The sequence below is a fragment of the uncultured Acidaminococcus sp. genome (assembly GCA_900538365.1).
Lineage (GTDB): Bacteria > Bacillota > Negativicutes > Acidaminococcales > Acidaminococcaceae > Acidaminococcus.
The window spans coordinates 1-16369 of record UPXT01000024.1 but is presented as its reverse complement, the minus strand read 5'-3'; the positions used below and the strand labels follow the sequence as shown (position 1 = coordinate 16369).

The 16369-nt window shown below is 46.0% G+C and carries 13 protein-coding genes and 1 pseudogene; 6 read left to right on the top strand and 8 right to left on the bottom strand.

Annotation, left to right across the window (positions count from 1 at the left end; genetic code table 11):
* Window positions 1–10 precede the first annotated feature (10 nt).
* Entirely contained in the window at window positions 11–1348 is a 1338-nt protein-coding gene (dsdA, locus tag QZQ08_RS06025; RefSeq protein WP_296329398.1) for a D-serine ammonia-lyase, read from the bottom strand.
* A 230-nt stretch (window positions 1349–1578) separates the two neighbouring features.
* On the opposite strand from dsdA, the gene QZQ08_RS06020 reads away from it, so the two are divergent.
* Window positions 1579–2856: a DUF362 domain-containing protein gene (locus QZQ08_RS06020; RefSeq protein ID WP_296329394.1), complete on the top strand. Its 1278-nt coding sequence runs from the start codon at window positions 1579–1581 to the stop codon at window positions 2854–2856.
* 85 nt (window positions 2857–2941) lie between these two features.
* On the opposite strand, the gene QZQ08_RS06015 is transcribed toward QZQ08_RS06020, so the two are convergent.
* Window positions 2942–3751, bottom strand: coding sequence for an AraC family transcriptional regulator (locus tag QZQ08_RS06015; RefSeq protein ID WP_296329391.1), 810 nt, complete (start codon window positions 3749–3751; stop codon window positions 2942–2944).
* 199 nt (window positions 3752–3950) lie between these two features.
* Between QZQ08_RS06015 and QZQ08_RS06010 the strand changes: the two genes are divergently transcribed.
* The 4 genes from QZQ08_RS06010 to QZQ08_RS05995 are packed head-to-tail and all read left to right on the top strand — an operon-like array spanning window position 3951 to window position 8490.
* Window positions 3951–5282, top strand: coding sequence for an SLC13 family permease (locus QZQ08_RS06010; RefSeq protein WP_296329388.1), 1332 nt, complete (start codon window positions 3951–3953; stop codon window positions 5280–5282).
* A gap of 32 nt (window positions 5283–5314) precedes the next feature.
* A complete protein-coding gene (locus QZQ08_RS06005) occupies window positions 5315–6853 on the top strand; it encodes an NAD(P)/FAD-dependent oxidoreductase (protein ID WP_296329385.1) in 1539 nt (512 codons plus the stop codon).
* 10 nt (window positions 6854–6863) lie between these two features.
* The gene (locus QZQ08_RS06000; protein WP_366140866.1) at window positions 6864–8123 is read left to right on the top strand and encodes an FAD-dependent oxidoreductase; all 1260 of its coding nucleotides are present in this window, start codon (window positions 6864–6866) and stop codon (window positions 8121–8123) included.
* A complete protein-coding gene (locus tag QZQ08_RS05995; protein ID WP_296329379.1) occupies window positions 8116–8490 on the top strand; it encodes a DUF1667 domain-containing protein in 375 nt (124 codons plus the stop codon). Before QZQ08_RS06000 ends, QZQ08_RS05995 begins: the two co-directional genes overlap by 8 nt.
* A 54-nt stretch (window positions 8491–8544) precedes the next feature.
* Here QZQ08_RS05995 and QZQ08_RS05990 read toward each other — a convergent pair whose 3' ends face one another.
* The 6 genes and pseudogenes from QZQ08_RS05990 to QZQ08_RS05970 all read right to left on the bottom strand — a co-directional run bounded on the left by QZQ08_RS05990 (window position 8545) and on the right by QZQ08_RS05970 (window position 15012).
* On the bottom strand, window positions 8545–9852 hold the full coding sequence (locus QZQ08_RS05990; RefSeq protein WP_296329376.1) for a lactate racemase domain-containing protein: 1308 nt from the start codon (window positions 9850–9852) through the stop codon (window positions 8545–8547).
* Window positions 9839–10783 carry a LysR family transcriptional regulator gene (locus QZQ08_RS05985; protein WP_296329373.1) on the bottom strand — a complete coding sequence of 315 codons (945 nt, stop codon included), beginning with the start codon at window positions 10781–10783 and terminating at the stop codon, window positions 9839–9841. Before QZQ08_RS05985 ends, QZQ08_RS05990 begins: the two co-directional genes overlap by 14 nt.
* Window positions 10784–10962: 179 nt before the next feature.
* Entirely contained in the window at window positions 10963–12102 is a 1140-nt protein-coding gene (locus QZQ08_RS05980; protein ID WP_296329368.1) for a metallo-dependent hydrolase, read from the bottom strand.
* Between the two features lie 52 nt (window positions 12103–12154).
* Window positions 12155–13060, bottom strand: coding sequence for a TRAP transporter substrate-binding protein (locus QZQ08_RS09755; protein ID WP_366140865.1), 906 nt, complete (start codon window positions 13058–13060; stop codon window positions 12155–12157).
* Window positions 13061–13201: 141 nt separating this feature from the next.
* Window positions 13202–14485, bottom strand: a pseudogene (locus tag QZQ08_RS09750) (TRAP transporter large permease); the annotation flags it as partial.
* Entirely contained in the window at window positions 14485–15012 is a 528-nt protein-coding gene (locus QZQ08_RS05970) for a TRAP transporter small permease (protein ID WP_296329363.1), read from the bottom strand. The gene QZQ08_RS05970 and the pseudogene QZQ08_RS09750, both read right to left, overlap by 1 nt.
* Window positions 15013–15171: 159 nt before the next feature.
* Here QZQ08_RS05970 and QZQ08_RS05965 point away from each other — a divergent pair, with 159 nt between their 5' ends.
* Window positions 15172–16143 (top strand): LysR family transcriptional regulator, encoded by a 972-nt coding sequence (locus QZQ08_RS05965; RefSeq protein WP_296329358.1) that lies wholly within the window; start codon window positions 15172–15174, stop codon window positions 16141–16143.
* The last annotated feature ends 226 nt before the right edge of the window (window positions 16144–16369 follow it).

Below are 16369 nucleotides of genomic sequence, written 5' to 3'. Positions count from 1 at the left end.
TCTCCTTTCCTTACTTGAGGTGTGTTTCAAGATAGGCCTTGCGGATTTCAGGGGGAACAAGACGTCCGCCTGTAGCCCAGCAAATTTGGGTAGCGCCAGCCAGTTTTTCCTTTGTAAGTCCCTGTTTCTTACAATAAGTTTTCGATGCTTCGTAGGAAAGGAGGTTCGTCGGTCCCACAAAGGCGGCACAGCTTGAAGGTTCGATTTCGATGTTTTCCTGCCCGTGGAGGAGACGGAGGTAATCAAAGAGACGATAATCGTCAACCGTAAAGTCACCGGAAAGAAGATTGCTCATGATGCGCGTAACAAATCCAGAAGGGGCGGCGCAGGCAAGGCCGTCTGCTTCGGTCTGTCCACTGATACCAAAGTCATGGACATTGGCTTTTTCAAAAAGCTGCGTTGCAACCCCAAGGAGCACGGAAGGACAGTTTGTAGGCTCTGTAAAGAAGCAATGAACATTGTCTTTGAAAAGACGTTTCAGACCATAAGCCACACCGCCAGGCGCTCCGCCAACACCAGCTGGAATATAGACGATGAGAGGGTGGTCTCCATCAACAGTAATGCCCGCTTCATCAAGCTGTTTTTTGAGGCGGTTGGCGGCTACTGCATAACCAAGGAATAGATTGACCGACTTCTCATCGTCAACGAAATAGCTTTTTGAATCAAGGTCGGAAAGCTTCCGTCCTTCGGCTACCGCTTTGGAATAATCATCAGCATATTCGATAACTTCTACGCCTTTGCTGCGGAGCAGGTCTTTTTTCCATTGTTTGGCATCGGCTGACATGTGAACCTTGACGGTAAAGCCAAGAGCAGCACTCATAATGCCAATGGAAAGGCCTAAGTTGCCCGTTGAGCCAACTTGTACCGTATACTGCTTAAAGAAGGTTTTGACGTCTTCATCAGCAAGACGGGCATAGGATTCATCCTTTTTCAATAGACCTGCTTCAAGGGCGAGGTCTTCGGCATGCTTTAGGACCTCATAGATACCGCCGCGGGCCTTGACCGATCCAGCAATGGCAAGGTGGCTGTCCATCTTGAGCATGAGGGTTCCCGGAATGTCAGCATGATAAGCCTCTTTTAACGCTTCCTGCATCTTGGGAATGCTGCGCAGGGGGGATTCAATCAGGCCATGCGTTTCTTTTGTTTCAGGGAAACACTTTTCAATAAAAGGCGCAAAGCGATCCAGTCTTGCCGCGGCATCGGCAATATCCTCGTCGGAAACAATAAGGTCGCAGACGCCTTTCGTTGTTTCGAAGGGTAGATAAAGCGGGTTAATGAAAACCGTTTCCTTTTTCTCAGATACTTGTTTAACCGTTTGGTCTTTTTTGATCCAATCTGCAGCGTTCATAATAACCTCCTTAATTTATACAGCAAGAAAAATCAGATAACTAATATTTAACACTGTTCAGAATATTTGTCAAGCAAAATTTAACATGTTAAAAATAAAAAATACCCATTTTATTATCCTTAAAGAACCCATTTTTCTGGGAAGATTCATCAGAAAATCTAAATCATACAAGAATATTCTGTCATCTCTTTATGTTATACTTTGAGGGAAAGGAATGCTTAGGAGGTGCCATGATGGATGCGCTAAAGAAAATGCTCGATGAATACAGGATCCCTCCTGTTATCGAGATCAAAACAAAATTTGATGAGACTCGTCTGCCTAAGGCAGAAGAGGTCCTTTTAGCGCGCCTTCAAGAGAAAAAACTCCCCATACGTCCAGGCGCTCGAATCGCTATTACAGGCGGAAGTCGCGGCATTGCGGATTATCCTGCCGTGATGAGGGCTGCGGTCCGTTATATCAAGGCATGTGGGGCTGTTCCCTTTATTGTTCCGTCTATGGGGAGCCATGGCGGGGCGACCGCGGAAGGACAGGTTGAGGTCTTAAGGCATCTTGGCATTACGGAAGAGACCGTGGGTGCCCCAATTTATTCGAGTATGGATGTCGTTGAAATCGCCCGAACGGAGCTGGGACTTCCTGTTTATTTGGATCGGATTGCGTCAGAGGCAGATGGCATCTTGCTGCTTAATCGGGTAAAGACTCATACTTCCATTTATGGTGCTTATCAGAGTGGTCTTGTCAAAATGATGGCCATAGGACTGGCTAAACATAAGGGAGCAGCGATGACCCATAGCCTTGGCACGGATTATCTGAACGATAACATGGCAAGGGTTGGGCTTCTGGCCCTCAAAACTGCTAAAGTTGTTGGCGGGATTGCAGTCATAGAAAATGGTTATGATGAACTCGCCGATGTCTATGCCCTCAGAAAAGAAGAAATCCCAACAGAAGAACCCAAAATCCTGGAACGGGCCAAGAAAATGGTCCCGCGCATTCCCTTTGACGCGATGGACGTGTTGATTTGCTGTGAGCTAGGGAAAAATATATCGGGGACCGGGATGGACCCTGCAATTGTGGGAAGACCCATCAATAATCGGCCCAATGTTGGACCTGATGTGACGGAGCTGGGTATTCTCTCCATTACGCCTCAATCCGAAGGCAATGGCAATGGAATCGGTATGGGAAACTTTATTTCCCGACGCGTTCGGGATGAACTTGATGAAGCCATGACAGTCATTAATGCCCTGACGGGAATGAAGCCCTTTACGGCCATGATCCCGCCGACGATGGAAACGGACGAACTTGTTTTTAAAGCCTGTATCAAGGCCGCAGGAAGAATTGCCCTGGAAGATCTTCGAATGGCGATTATCCGCAATACAGGGAACCTCGAACGAATCTGGGTATCAAAAGCCCTTGCAAAAGAACTTGACCCAGAGCGAGGGTCCTTGGTAGGGAATTATTTTCCTGTTCCTTTTGAAGATAATGGTGCTCTCAAACACTTTTGGAAAAACTAAGAGATTACTTTACATGAAAGTATTGGATAACAAAAAGATGGAAACAATAGTATGTGAAATGCTGTTGCTTCCATCTTTTTTGTTGTTACTTTTTTGATTCGCGTACAAATTTTTTCGGTGACATTCCAATTTTATTGGTAAAGGTTCGAATGAAATGCGGATAGCTCCTAAATCCTACCGCGGCTGCTACATCCCGTACCATCATGGTATTTTCTTTCAAGAGAACACAAGCTTTTTGCAGACGGAGCATAGTCATATAGTCGCCAATGGAAATTCCCGTATGGTCCTTGAAAATCTTGCAGAGACGGGATTTGCTGACATAAAGGTGGGCGGCGATATCGTCAAGATGGATGGACTCCAGGTAATGGGCCGAAATATAGGTGATGGTATCCATAATGGTGCGGTCGCGCGTTTCGATTTCGGTTGTTTCGTCTGTCTTGCAATCGTGCAGTTTCCTTGCCACAGCAAGCAGGAATTTTTCTAGCAAAAGGGTGCGATAGATATCTTCCCCAAATTGGGGTTGTACAGGAGCAATTAAGTCCTCCATAAGACTCGAAAATTTAATGAGGTCATGTTGAGAAAGCATGATATGGTGGGGAACATTTTCAAATAGCTTTTTTAGATTGGTTTCCGATGTTGACATTTTTTCAAGGAAACTAACAGGAAAGCGTAAAGCATAACGATCTGTATGATCCTTGACTGAACTGAATAAATAATGGATCTCAAAGGGCCGGATGATGATCAGACTGCCCGTTTCGAGGGGATAACGGGTATCTTGGACCAGAAAGCTGCCATTATGATTCAGACTGAGATAAATTTCCATTTCATCATGGAGCTGTGGAACGGAATAAACGATAGAGGATCCAAAATAGGCATAATAAGGAAGCTTACCCAAGAAAATCGCCTTCTTTAATTTGCATTTATTCTTGCCTTTAAGATGAATATTAACAAATTAAATCAATATAATCAATATAAATTGACTAGAACTTAAATATTCCCTAGGATGAAAGAGGAGATTGTGATCACAACTGCAGAAAACTGAATATTACGAGTCCTTTGAATTTTTACAGAGACATATTGAAGGAGGCGCAAATATGTCCGAGACTACACTATGCATTGTAATTGTCGCAGTTACGATGGTCTTATTCATCACGAGGGCGTTCCCTATGGCGGTCACGGCCGTCCTTTGCTCACTGGCAATGGGAATCATGCTCCCCAGTGTCAAGTTATCTGCCATCTATTCGGGATTTGGCAGTGCTCCTGTCTGTATGATTGCCGGGATGATGATTGTTGGAGACGCTATTTTTCAAACTGGCGTGGCTCAAAAGATGGGGGTTGCCATTGGAAAACTAAGGATTGTGCAGAATGAAAGGATTTTTACTGTTGTTGTGGTGACCATCTGTACCTTCATGTCTGCTTTCATGAGTGATTCTGGATGCATTGCCATGTGGATGCCCATCATAGCAGCGGTTGCGGCTGGTTCGAGAGGAAAAATCCGTTCCAAGATGGTCATTATGCCCGCCGGAATTGCCTGCATTGTTGGTGGAGCAACGACCCTTGTTGGGTCAACTTCACAGAATACAGCCAACAGTTTCCTGATGCAGACAGCAGGGTATGAGATGGGAATGGGGGTTTTTGATGTTACACGCATCATGTGGATCGTTGATATTGTCATGGTCCTTTACTTTGCAACGATTGGGTATACCATCACTAAAAAGACCCTAAAGCCAGGGTCCCCTCATTTTGATGATGGAAACCAATATGCAGCGGCACCCTGTGATGAACTCGATGGGGTAGGGATTCCTCAGGTTCCTAAGAAAAAGCAAGTTATCTCGGTCTTTACGTTGGGAATTTGCATTGTGGGATTTATCCTTTGTGGTTTCAGGCCCTTCAGTGCCTATTTGAATATTGCAAATGTTGCGCTGATCGGTGCGACGATCCTTTTTATGACCAAAACGATTTCTTTTGAGAAAACCTTGCATGAACTCAATTGGGGTGTCCTTCTGACCGTCGGCGCCATTACCACTTTGGGAACGGGATTGGAAAAGACCGGAGCAGGAGAGCTGATTGCCAGCAGCATCCTTGATTTTTTCGGAGGCGAACATGCTTCCTTGACGGTCATCCTTTGCGTGATGTTTGTCTTAGGAAGTTTCTTGACCCTGTTTATGCAGAATGTCTCGGTTTCAGCGATGCTTGCACCTATTTATATCCCTTTGGCACTGAAGATGGGACTCAGCCCTGTTCCTTTTATCATCCTCATTGCTGTGGCATCTAATATGGCCATTGCAACGCCGATTGGGACGCCTGTAAATATGCAGATTCTCCCTGCCGGATATAAATTTAGTGATTACGTTAAAATTGGGGGGCCCTTATGGCTGTTATTCATGATTGTGGTTTGCCTAACAGCGCCTTCCCTGCTATTTTAGAAAGGACCCTTGAATAAGGAGGAAAAAGAAGAATGGAACAATACGATGTCATTGTCATTGGTGCTGGTGTCGTGGGAAGCGCCATTGCAAGGGAGCTATCCCGATATGAACTAAAAACAGCCGTTCTTGAAAAGGAACTGGATGTGGCAACAGGAAACTCCAGCCGCAATACGGGCATGCTTCACGGTGGGTTTACGTATAAACTGGGAACGCTGCGGGCCCAGTGTTCCGTAGAAGGCAATCAGGAATTCGATAAAGTGGCTTCCGAACTGGGAGTGCCTTTTAAGAGAACGGGAAAATTGGTTGTTGGATTTACCGAACATGACCGCCAAAATATCCTGCGCTTTAAGGCCAACGGGGAAGCAAACGGAGTCAAAGGCATGCGTATGGTCGATGCTGACGAAATGCAACGCATTGAACCTAACGCAGGCGGCAATTTTGCTATGTATGTTCCTAGTTCCGGAATCTTGGATCCCTTCCAGTACACCATTGGACTTGCTGAAAATGCCTGCCATAATGGCGTTCATTTCTACTTTGGATCCCGCGTTACGGGCATTAAACGAATTCCCAAGGATACCACAGATATGGCCCGCCTTATCAAGCGAAATCCTTCCGTATCAGGGAAAGAAGACCTGTATGAAGTAACGACAGAACGGGCCATTTTCCTTGCAAGATGGGTCATTAACAGTGCCGGTGCCTATGCCAACAAGATTGGCGAAATGATGGGCTATCCGCATGTTCCTCAGTATGGATGCAAAGGAGAGTATTACGTCCTTGATAAAAAGGCGGGCCAGTTCCTCAAGACTCCTGTTTATCCGGCTCCAAATGATCAAGGGGGATTTGTGACGCACGCGACGCCTACGGTAGATGGCAATATTCTTGTGGGACCTGATTGGTATGATACGGAAGGCCCCGAGGATTATGCAAACCAGAAGCAGAGTTTGGATAAACTTTTTACTGATGGAAAAAAGATGTTCCCCAAGATGGCGCGCCCTTATTTCATCCGTAATTTTGTGGGAATCCGGTGGCGCAACTATAATCCGATAACAAAGGAAGCTCTGGATTTCCGGATTGATACGAATGAGGAGATTCCCCATACCATCAGCCTTGTGGGAATCGAGTCTCCTGGCGTCACAGCGGCAACGCCGCTGGCTCGCCGCGTGGCAGCCATTTTTCTTGGTACGGAAGAAAATGAAGGAAATCTCATCAAGAAGAAAGAAGCCTTCGATCCAATCCGCAAACCGATTCCGCGTTTTGCTGAAATGACTTTGGAAGAGCGGATGGAGGCCATCAAAGAAGATCCAAACTATGGACAGATCTTTTGTCGCTGTGAAAACGTGACGAAGGCCGAAATCTTGGCCGCTCTTCACAATCCTTTGGGCGTTCACACCGTGACAGGAATCAAGAACCGGACCCGTTCCATGATGGGAAGATGCCAGGGCGGTTATTGCCAGACGCGGATTACGGAACTCATCGAAAAGGAACTGGGGCTTTCTCCGGAAGATCTTCGTTACCAACGTGAAGGCGGCTGGATCTTTACAGGAACCGTTCGGAATGAAGCCGGGAAATGAGAGGGAGCAGATGGAAATGAAAGCGGAAAAAGCTAAGGTGCTGCATACGGATGTCGTCATTGTCGGCGGCGGCCCAGCTGGTCTTGCAGCGGCGGTCCAGCTGTATGATGAAGGAATCACGGATCTTTTGATCCTTGAACGGGAACATGCCTTGGGCGGCATACTCAAACAGTGTATCCATGATGGATTTGGCCTCACAAGGTTTGGAGAATCGTTAAGCGGTCCCGAATATGCAGCCCGTTTTATCAAGGAAGTGGAAAAACGAAAGATTCCTTATGTGACGGATACGACGGTCATTAATGTGACACCTGATCACGAGGTGCAGGCGGCCCATGAATCGGGCATGATCATTGCCAAAGCCAAAGCGGTTGTCCTCACTATGGGGTGCCGGGAAAGGACAAGAGGGGCCCTTGCCATTCCGGGAACCCGCCCGGCTGGTGTCATTACGGCAGGTGTGGCCCAGGCCTATATCAATCTTCAAAACCGGATGCCTGGCAAAGAAGTGGTGATCCTAGGGTCCGGGGATATTGGCCTTATCATGGCTCGCCGTCTTACCCTTGAAGGCGCGCATGTCATCGGCGTCTACGAGATCAACCCGATCCCGAGCGGCCTTCCCCGTAATATTGAGCAGTGTCTCCACGATTATGACATTCCCCTGCATTTGGGATACACCGTATCCGATATTAAGGGTACGGACCGTGTGACGAGCGTTGTCGTATCCAAAGTGGATAAAAAGCTTCAAGTGATTGAAGGAACAGAAGAGGAAATCCCTTGTGACACCCTTGTCCTTTCCGTTGGATTGATTCCGGAAAATGAACTGACCCTTGGTGCAGGCGCTGTTCTTACCCCAGCTACAAGTGGGGCCATTGTCGATGAATACTTTGAAACGACCGTACCGGGAATCTTTGCCGCAGGCAACGTCCTGCATGTTCATGACCTGGTTGATTTTGTTTCCCTGGAAGCAGAAACTATGGCACGAGGAATCAAGCGCTATCTGGAAGGAAGCCGCTATGAGGCTGTCATTGACGTCAAAACGGGCCGCAATGTGGGCCACACGGTTCCCCAAAAGCTCACGGGAAAAGAAGATGTGACCCTTTCCCTCCGTGTCCGAGCGCCCCAGAAAAATGCCAAAATCACAGTTCGGCAAGGGAATCATATCGTTGCTCAAAAGCTTGTAAAAAATGCCCTGCCGGCAAATATGATTGAACTGCCCATCAAGAGTAACCAGATTGTTGGAAAAGCGTCCTTGGAGGTGAGTGTTGATGAATAAGGAGCTAACCTGTATTGTCTGCCCCAATGGCTGTGACCTGCATATCACCTATGAAAAAAGCGCAGAAACCATTGCGGTCCTTTCCCTTGAGGGGGCGCTATGTAAGCGGGGGGAAGCCTATGCCCAGCAGGAGCTCATTGCCCCAAAACGCAGCATTGCAAGCTCCGTCCTTGTTGAAGGCGGAGAATTGCCGCTCGTGAGTGTAAGAACTAAGGGCATGATTCCTAAAGACATGATTTTCCCTGTGATGAAAGAAATCCGCAAGACCGTGGTGAAGGCCCCTGTCGAGGCCGGGAGCGTGCTCATTTCAGATGTGCTGGGGCTTGGCGTTGATGTGATTGCAACTAAGCGGGTAGACAAAAAATAAAGATAACAAAAGCCCTCTCCTACAGAAATGCAGGGGAGAGCTTTTTTAATGGAATCAGATAATCTTCGTCAAAAGGCTGCCTTCATCGTCAAATTCCATATATTCCGGCGTGTCGAGGGCTTCCAGTCCTTCATATTTGCCTTCTGCGACATCATTATAATAGGCTTCGGAAAGCATGATGGTTCCGATATGGAGACTGTTGGGAATCCGGATGACACGGGCATGGTCTTTATCAACCCCATTTAACGTGCGGATGCAGAACTGGATGCTTTCTTTATCTGTTGCCATGATGATAGGAAGCTCCGCCGAGCGAATGACCGTATTGGTAATGGTATTGGGATACATCATCTGCAGATCAATCTTATCAAAGAGCCGTTTTGAAATGCAGCTTGCCAGACCCGTCCCAAGGGCATTGCCATGGGAAGCTTCCGTTAAATCAAGAAAACATGTGCGCTGCACTTTGACGCCGCCATGGGCATAAGGCGTGGAGAAGGTTCCTGTGATGTTGGGATCAACGCCGGTGCCGCTGTAATTCTTCCCGATTTCGTCGACGATGAGTACATCGCATTCACCGACGATGAGACGGGGCATATTGCCAAAGGCTTCTCTAAGAAGACCCGGTTCCTCCGCTAGGATGTCATCCCGATGAACAGCTGCAATCTTAGCCGTTTCGTCATAAGCATTTTCAATGGTACAGACGCCCATGAGAATGGGGGCCTTATCGAGAATGACTTTGGCGTTTGCTGGAAGGTTCTTAGCAATGACCCCCATGCCGTCGCTGTGGACGCTTTCGGCACCCTCCTGTTTGCCGAGGCCAACAACCATCATCTTGCAGAACCCGCTTTCGTACTTGCCGCGGAAAGCATTGTGAGGTTTTACGCGGCAGGAGACAATGATCCCGTCAGCATGGTAGGCGATCTTGTCGAGATAGACAGGCTTTCCTAGTTCACTTGTCCCTAAAAGGACAGTCTCCATAGAGGAACGGATGGGGCAGCCCATACTTTGTTCCGTGATGTTGTAGCCTTCAAGGATCTGGCACTGTCCTTCTGCCGTTGCTCCGCCGTGGCTTCCCATGGCCGGGACAATAAAGGGATGAGCCCCCTTTTTCTTTACGAAATCAACAATGGCTTTGGTGATGACGTCGACATTGGCAATACCGCGGCTGCCTGCTGTAATGGCAATGTTCATGCCTGGTTTGATGAGGGAAGCTGTACGTTCGCCTTCCATGGCTTGCCAAACGGCAGCGGGAATATCTTCCCGTTTAATGAGTGGACGGGGAAAGCTCTGCTTTGCCCGGAACATTTTAGGGATAGGCACTCCTTCAAGCAGTTTTGAAACAACACCGCCTCTAACAATTTCCATATTCTTTCCTCCTTGTGATGCCAGTACGAAGCGTAAAGTGATCCTCTGTTATAAAATGAGTGAGTTCTTTTTCAAAATGAGCCATAAGTTCTTTCCGGGCAGGGTCGATATGCCGATGCGTTACCTTGTACGTTACACGACGCGGTGGCGGCGTGGTAAGCTCATAAAGGGAGAGTCCTAAACGGTCGAGTATCCCCATATCCTTAAGATAAAGGGCGAAAGCTTCAGGAATAATGCTCCATGTTTCCGTTCCCAACAGTCCTAACAGGGCTTGGGATGTATCAACTGTAGCAAGAGGGCTGGCTACTGAACCAAAAATCTCCTGATGCCAGGGCTCGAACGCTGGGGACCAATCTGCAAGCAGTTCTCGATGGGGAGGAAGTGTGGCAGGATCAATTGGGTGTGACTGTTTTCCAAAATCCCCCAGAAGAAGGTGTCCTTCCAAAAAAAGAGGTTCTGTAATTAGAAGCGGACTTCTCCTTTTCCTTACAACCAAAGCCACATCAAGTTGATGGGCTTCAAGGGCATCATAAAGTTTAAAGGACGGGCTTGTCGTATAAAAAAGATGAAGAGAAGATGCTCCTTCCCTGATTTGGAGCAGATTTTTGTAAAGAGGACTGAGGGTCATCGCAACGGATTCTACGCTGCCGATACGCAGCATCTGGGAGCGTCTTCCTAAATGAAAACCCGCAATGGAGTGGGAAAGGCGCATCCAATCCTCGGCAAGAGGGATAAACTCCAACCCTGCTTCAGTGAGGTGAAAATTTCGTTTTCCTCGGCTGCGGCTTACGAGGACGTCTCCCAGTTCTTCTTCTAACTGATGGAGCCGATGGCTTAACGTGGATTGGGAAATGGTGAGCTTTTCAGCAGCCGTGGAAAAACTGCTGCACTGAGCAAGTGTCAAAAAAGTACGAATCAGATCGGTATCCATTGCGCCTCCTAAAATTTGATTTATAGATAATATATCATTATATTATCTATAAATCAAATTAAAATATCGAATCATAGGACCGAATGGACGATTGCAATTGATCGAATCCTGCAATTATCCAATAGCGAGACAAAAAAATCCCGGATGCCCCTCAGTCGGGAGCATTCCGGGCTGCTTCATTATTGAAAATCTGCTTGACAGTAGACGCAGCGACCATCTTTAAATGTCATTTGAGGTACAAGAACATGATGGCCGATGAAGGTATGACCATTGCAATCTTCATAGGGGACTTGTTTTCTTTTATCTTTAAAAATTACAAGATCTGCAGGCGTACCGACCTTCAGTGTTCCTAATTCAGGATGGCCAATGAGATGCGCCGGTTTCTTTGTTGCTGTTAAGAGCACACTTTCTAAACTCATCCCGAAATCTACATATTTTGAGAGAATGCGGGGAAGGGAATGAAGGGGCTGAAGAAACCAACTGGATGCATTGTTATCGGAACTGATGATGTCAGGCACAAAACCTTCTTGGACTGCTTTTTGAGCCACGACGAGATCGAAATTGCTTCTTCCATTACAGGCATCAAAGAGGACGCCGCGCCGGCGCGCTTCCCATAAGCCTTTGAGAACATGGCCGTCTTTGTCTAGACAGGTATGTTTGCCTTTTCCGTGGAAAATATGGCAGATGACATCGCCAGGACGGAGATATGATGCAAGTTCGTCAAGGGGAATGGGAGAATCGGTGACGTGAACCACAACACGGGTACCAATGCGATCCGCAATTTCAATGGTCCTTTTTAAGGAAATACGAGCCATTTCTGCAGAGAGAATATTTTTTGACAGTCTTGTTTTCAGTCCAACAAGGTTATGGCCATACCGCTCGAATAGTGAAGTAATCTTTTCTTCATCAAAATATTTGGGGTCTAGATTCTCTGGGTACCGGTCATTGGATTGACCGCCGGAAGCAATGAGCAGACAGTTAAGAATCCGTACGTCAGACATCGATATAATGGTCTTGTAATAAAGTTCATAGCCGCCCGCACCTGTCGTGCCTGCATCCACTGCTGTTGTAATACCAGTGCAGAATGAAGTAGCGTCTGGATTCACACCATTTTCACTGCCGCCTTCATAGTAGTGGGTGTGATAATCAATGAGACCTGGTGTAATGAGACAATCTTTGGCATCGATGATATGATAGTTTTCTGATTTGTGAGGGGGTGGCGTATCCGCAATCTTTCCCCCTGTGATAGCAAGATTGGAATGAATCCAAGTGCCAGTTTCTGTATCCAAGAAAACTCCATTCTTGATGAGAAAATTCATGAGGTACATCCTTTCTAAAAGCCTTGATGGCAGGCATCAAGGCTTTTGTGAATTACTGCTTTTTGGTTTGTTCGATTGCGTCCATGAGTTGGTCAACAATGTTATTACCTACATCGCGACGGACCATCTGCTGTACGACTTTTCCTTTTTGGCGAATTTCTTCTACGACAGAGGGATCCAGGGTAATGATCTGATTTCCCGCGTCAATGCAGATTTGTTTATATTGTTTGATGCTGGCGTCTGCTTTGGCATTGCCATACGCAGTAGCGGCTGCAGCGCATTCATCGACAAGCTGACGGACATTTTCAGGCAGAGAATGATAAACATCCTTGTTCATGAAGAAGGTAATGATGTGTCCAATATGATTGGTTTCGATTACATATTTCTGCACTTCCTGAACGTTATTTCCTACAATGTTCATGTAAGGGTTTTCCTGCCCGTCAATGGTTCCTTGCTGTAGGCCCATGAATACTTCTGTAAACTGCATCGGTGTTGCTGCTGCACCTAGGGCATCCCAATAAGCAAGATGGTAAGGATTGGTCATGACGCGGATTTTTTGCCCCTTCAGATCATCTAGTTTTCTTACAATCTTGTTCGTTGTGAGTTGACGGAATCCTGCATCAGAGTAACCAAGCATTTGGATACCGCCCGCATTACAGTACTGGTTCATGATGGTGGGGAAATTGCCACTAAGGACGGCTCTCATTTGTTTTACATCATCAAATAGGTTCGGCATGTCAAAGACGGCATATTGGGGAATAAAATCAACGAGGTCTGTTGTCATTCCTGTTCCGATATCTATTGAACCACTGACCACAGCTTCCGTAAATTCAGTTGTATTGCCCAGTTGACCGCTTGGATAGATATCAACCGTGATCTTACCACCGGATTTTTGGTGAATTAAATACGCAAATTCAGAGACCATCTTATAGTTGATAGATGAGTCAGCAACAGTCATGGCAGCTCTCCAATGGTATTCAGCTGGAATTGACGCAGGATCCAAGGCTTTGATGTTTTTTCCATAAAAATCGGCATCAGCATCCAAAGCAGGTGTTGTCGTTGCTGCAACTTTTGCAGTATCTTTGGAGAGGGCACTGACAAGCCCCATGGAAATCCCTGGAACAGCGGTAATTAGACCTAGGGAAATCAGGAATGTAATGAGGAAGGGAACGACGGCACGGGCAAGTTTCAGCATAGGAATTTTTGTCATGCCGGAGGCAACAAAAAGATTGATCCCCATGGGAGGAGTAACCATACCAATAGCTAGGTTGCAGGTCATGATGATCCCAAAATGAATGGGATCAACACCTAGAGCTGTTGCGACTGGAACCATGATCGGAGTTAAAATCATGATATTTGGAATGTTGTCGATGAACATGCCGCATACAAGCATGACAAGGTTCATGATGAGAAGGACTGCATACTTATTGTCCGAAAGGGCAAGAACACCTTGGCTGATAGTCTGAGGATAACGGAGCAGTGTCAAGACTTTGGCAAAAGCCGCGGCCGCAGCGATGACAAAAAGAATATTGACGTACGTCTTGGCACCTTCCATAAAAACATGCCCAAGGTCCTTGATAGAAAGCGTGCGATAGACACAGATGCACACAAAAAGACCGTAGAAAACGCTGATTACAGCAGCTTCAGTAGGACTGCAGATGCCTGTATAAATCGTTCCCAAAATGATGACCGGCGTCATAAGGGCAAAGAAGCTGTCTTTAAAGAGCTTCCATAATCCGTCTTTGTGGAGTTCGTCATAGCTTTCCTGAAGTTTTTGTTTATCTTCACCATGCTTCTTGCAGTAAATATAGCAATAAACCATGAGGGCAAAGCCAATGAGGATGCCTGGAATGATGCCGGCGATGAAGAGTTTTGAGGGAGAACAGTTGGCGATGGAAGCGTAGACAATGTAAGAGATAGATGGTGGAATGATGACTCCAAGGCCACCGGCGACGGTTACAATTGAGGTAGCAAATATTTTGTCATATCCCATAGAAACAAGGAATGGAATTGTCATTGCACCCACTGCAGAAACAGTAGCCGGAGAAGAACCGGAAATCGCAGCGTAGAACATACAGGTAACAACAACCGCACAGGGGAACCCAGCTGTCTTATTCCCGATAAAATAACCAAAGAAATTGAAGAGTTTCTTCGAAATACCGCCTCTTGCCATAATCATACCGGAGACCATGAACATAGGTACGGCTAGAAGGGTGAAGCTGTTTAGTCCCGAAAACATGGCACGGGCAACATCACTTACACCAAAGGAAAAGGCATGATTTGCTAAATGGGGCAACATGGAGAGAAAGGAAAAAACGCCTCCAATGGGAAGTGCCGCAATGATAAGCACGAATAGAACTAGAAAGAAAATCCCGATACCCATTAATTCATCTCCTCCTTCTCATTTTCCATATCGTTACCGTTGTCTGCTTCTGTTTGCGCTTTTCCCGTAAAGAGACGATATAGAAGCTGAACGTAACGAATCATTCCAAGTGCAAGGCCTAAGGCCATGAAACGGTATAGCGAAGCGACTGGAATCCGGAGTGCAGGACTGGCCTGATGAATCAAATCAGCTTTTCCTATCAGTTCAATGGTTCCTTGAAAAAGAAACCAAATAATCCCCATCATAACAAGGGTGATGAGAATTTCAATATACTTTTGAATTGCTTCAGGGAGCAGTCTTGTAAAGGTGTCTACCTTTAGACTGACTCCTCTCCGAATGGCGCAAGGTAGGCAGAAGAATGCTGACAGTGCAAGCAGGTAGCAGCATACCTCATCTGACCAAGTCAAGGCGTGGTGGAATCCATAACGCATGACAACATTTGCAAAGGACAGTACGCACATGACAGCGAGCATGATTGCCAAAATCAGGAGCTCGAAATTTCGGTCAAGCCAGTGTAACACTTTCATGATAAAACCCCTTTCTTTACCTTTTCCTAGCGAGATGAAATGAAATAAAATAATATTCCGATAACTCTTGTGATTCATTCTACTGGCTTGACGAAATGAAATGAAGGTGATAATAATTTATTTTATAAGTAGAAAAACTACTATTAAGGAGGATCCTCCATGGATATCAAGATGCTGGATTACGTCGTCATGATTGCCAAATGTGAGAGTATTTCCAAAGCCGCTGAGAAACTTTATTTAACGCAGTCCGGTCTTAACCAGCAATTACTGAAGTTGGAACGCAATCTTGGAATCAAGCTCTTTGAGCGGGATCATCATCACTTTAGGATTACTGAGGCGGGGGAGATTTATGTGCGCAGCGCCATGGAAATCCTTCGAATCCAGCGCAATACCTTAACTCAGCTGAGTGACCTTAAAAATAATTTGCACGCAGAAATATCCATTGGCCTTACTCATGAGCACGGCATTGATCTTTTTACTGCTGTGTACCCTATTTTTCGTCATAGATACCCTTATCTTCGCTGTAAATTGGCCGAGCATATTGTTCGTGATCAATATCAGCTCATTGAAGAGGGAGAACTTGACATTGGGATTGTCTTGACCAACATTAACACGGCAAAATGTTTTCCAGATTTGGTCTTTCATGAAGTTTATCAGGAAGATTTGCTATTGGGGATTCCAATGACCCATCCTTTGGCTAAAAATGCCGTACCTATTGGAATCAACCAGCCGCTCCGAGTCACTGATATCCACCTATTTAAAGATGAGCCATTTTCTCTTATTTTTGAGGATTCTACCATGCGCAAGGAAGTTATTGATCCTATGTTTGAGGAAAACCACCTGCACCCTAGCATCATGCTTGAAACAGCAATCAATACAGCACTCACACAGATTGTGAGCAAAGGACTATCTTGCACAATCCTCCCGCATTCTCGTGTCTTATCTAGTCCATATCGCGATGATTGTGCATGGTTTTGCCTGCTGGATAATCCCGTGTGGAGTGTTTCTATCGTCCACAGGAAAGACTATAAACTCAGTAAGTCCATACAAGATCTAATCCGTTTGATGGATCAGTATGGTCAGAAATTGGAAAAGGCATTTTTAATTGAAAGTCCGGGTTATCTAAAATAACGCATAATAAAAGACCTTTCGAGAATGGCAGATCAAACTCGAAAGGTCTTTTCCATATCTTTGTGAGGGTAGATATGGGTGAGGTATTGCCTCATGTCTTAAAATAGCAGATTTTTCGGTAAAATGCAAATAATTTCAATATCATATTAAAAGAAAAATATAAAAATAAAAAGGTTCTTCACGTATTTTTGGGGGATTCCAAATCATACGTAGGTAAAGACAGGTA

Coding starts and splice junctions, on each gene's coding strand:
- dsdA (WP_296329398.1), bottom strand. CDS start 1,348: ATGAACGCTGCAGATTGGATCAAAAAAGACCAAACGGTTAAACAAGTA.
- QZQ08_RS06020 (WP_296329394.1), top strand. CDS start 1,579: ATGATGGATGCGCTAAAGAAAATGCTCGATGAATACAGGATCCCTCCT.
- QZQ08_RS06010 (WP_296329388.1), top strand. CDS start 3,951: ATGTCCGAGACTACACTATGCATTGTAATTGTCGCAGTTACGATGGTC.
- QZQ08_RS06005 (WP_296329385.1), top strand. CDS start 5,315: ATGGAACAATACGATGTCATTGTCATTGGTGCTGGTGTCGTGGGAAGC.
- QZQ08_RS06000 (WP_366140866.1), top strand. CDS start 6,864: ATGGAAATGAAAGCGGAAAAAGCTAAGGTGCTGCATACGGATGTCGTC.
- QZQ08_RS05995 (WP_296329379.1), top strand. CDS start 8,116: ATGAATAAGGAGCTAACCTGTATTGTCTGCCCCAATGGCTGTGACCTG.
- QZQ08_RS05990 (WP_296329376.1), bottom strand. CDS start 9,852: ATGGAAATTGTTAGAGGCGGTGTTGTTTCAAAACTGCTTGAAGGAGTG.
- QZQ08_RS05985 (WP_296329373.1), bottom strand. CDS start 10,783: ATGGATACCGATCTGATTCGTACTTTTTTGACACTTGCTCAGTGCAGC.
- QZQ08_RS05980 (WP_296329368.1), bottom strand. CDS start 12,102: ATGAATTTTCTCATCAAGAATGGAGTTTTCTTGGATACAGAAACTGGC.
- QZQ08_RS09755 (WP_366140865.1), bottom strand. CDS start 13,060: ATGACTGTTGCTGACTCATCTATCAACTATAAGATGGTCTCTGAATTT.
- QZQ08_RS05970 (WP_296329363.1), bottom strand. CDS start 15,012: ATGAAAGTGTTACACTGGCTTGACCGAAATTTCGAGCTCCTGATTTTG.
- QZQ08_RS05965 (WP_296329358.1), top strand. CDS start 15,172: ATGGATATCAAGATGCTGGATTACGTCGTCATGATTGCCAAATGTGAG.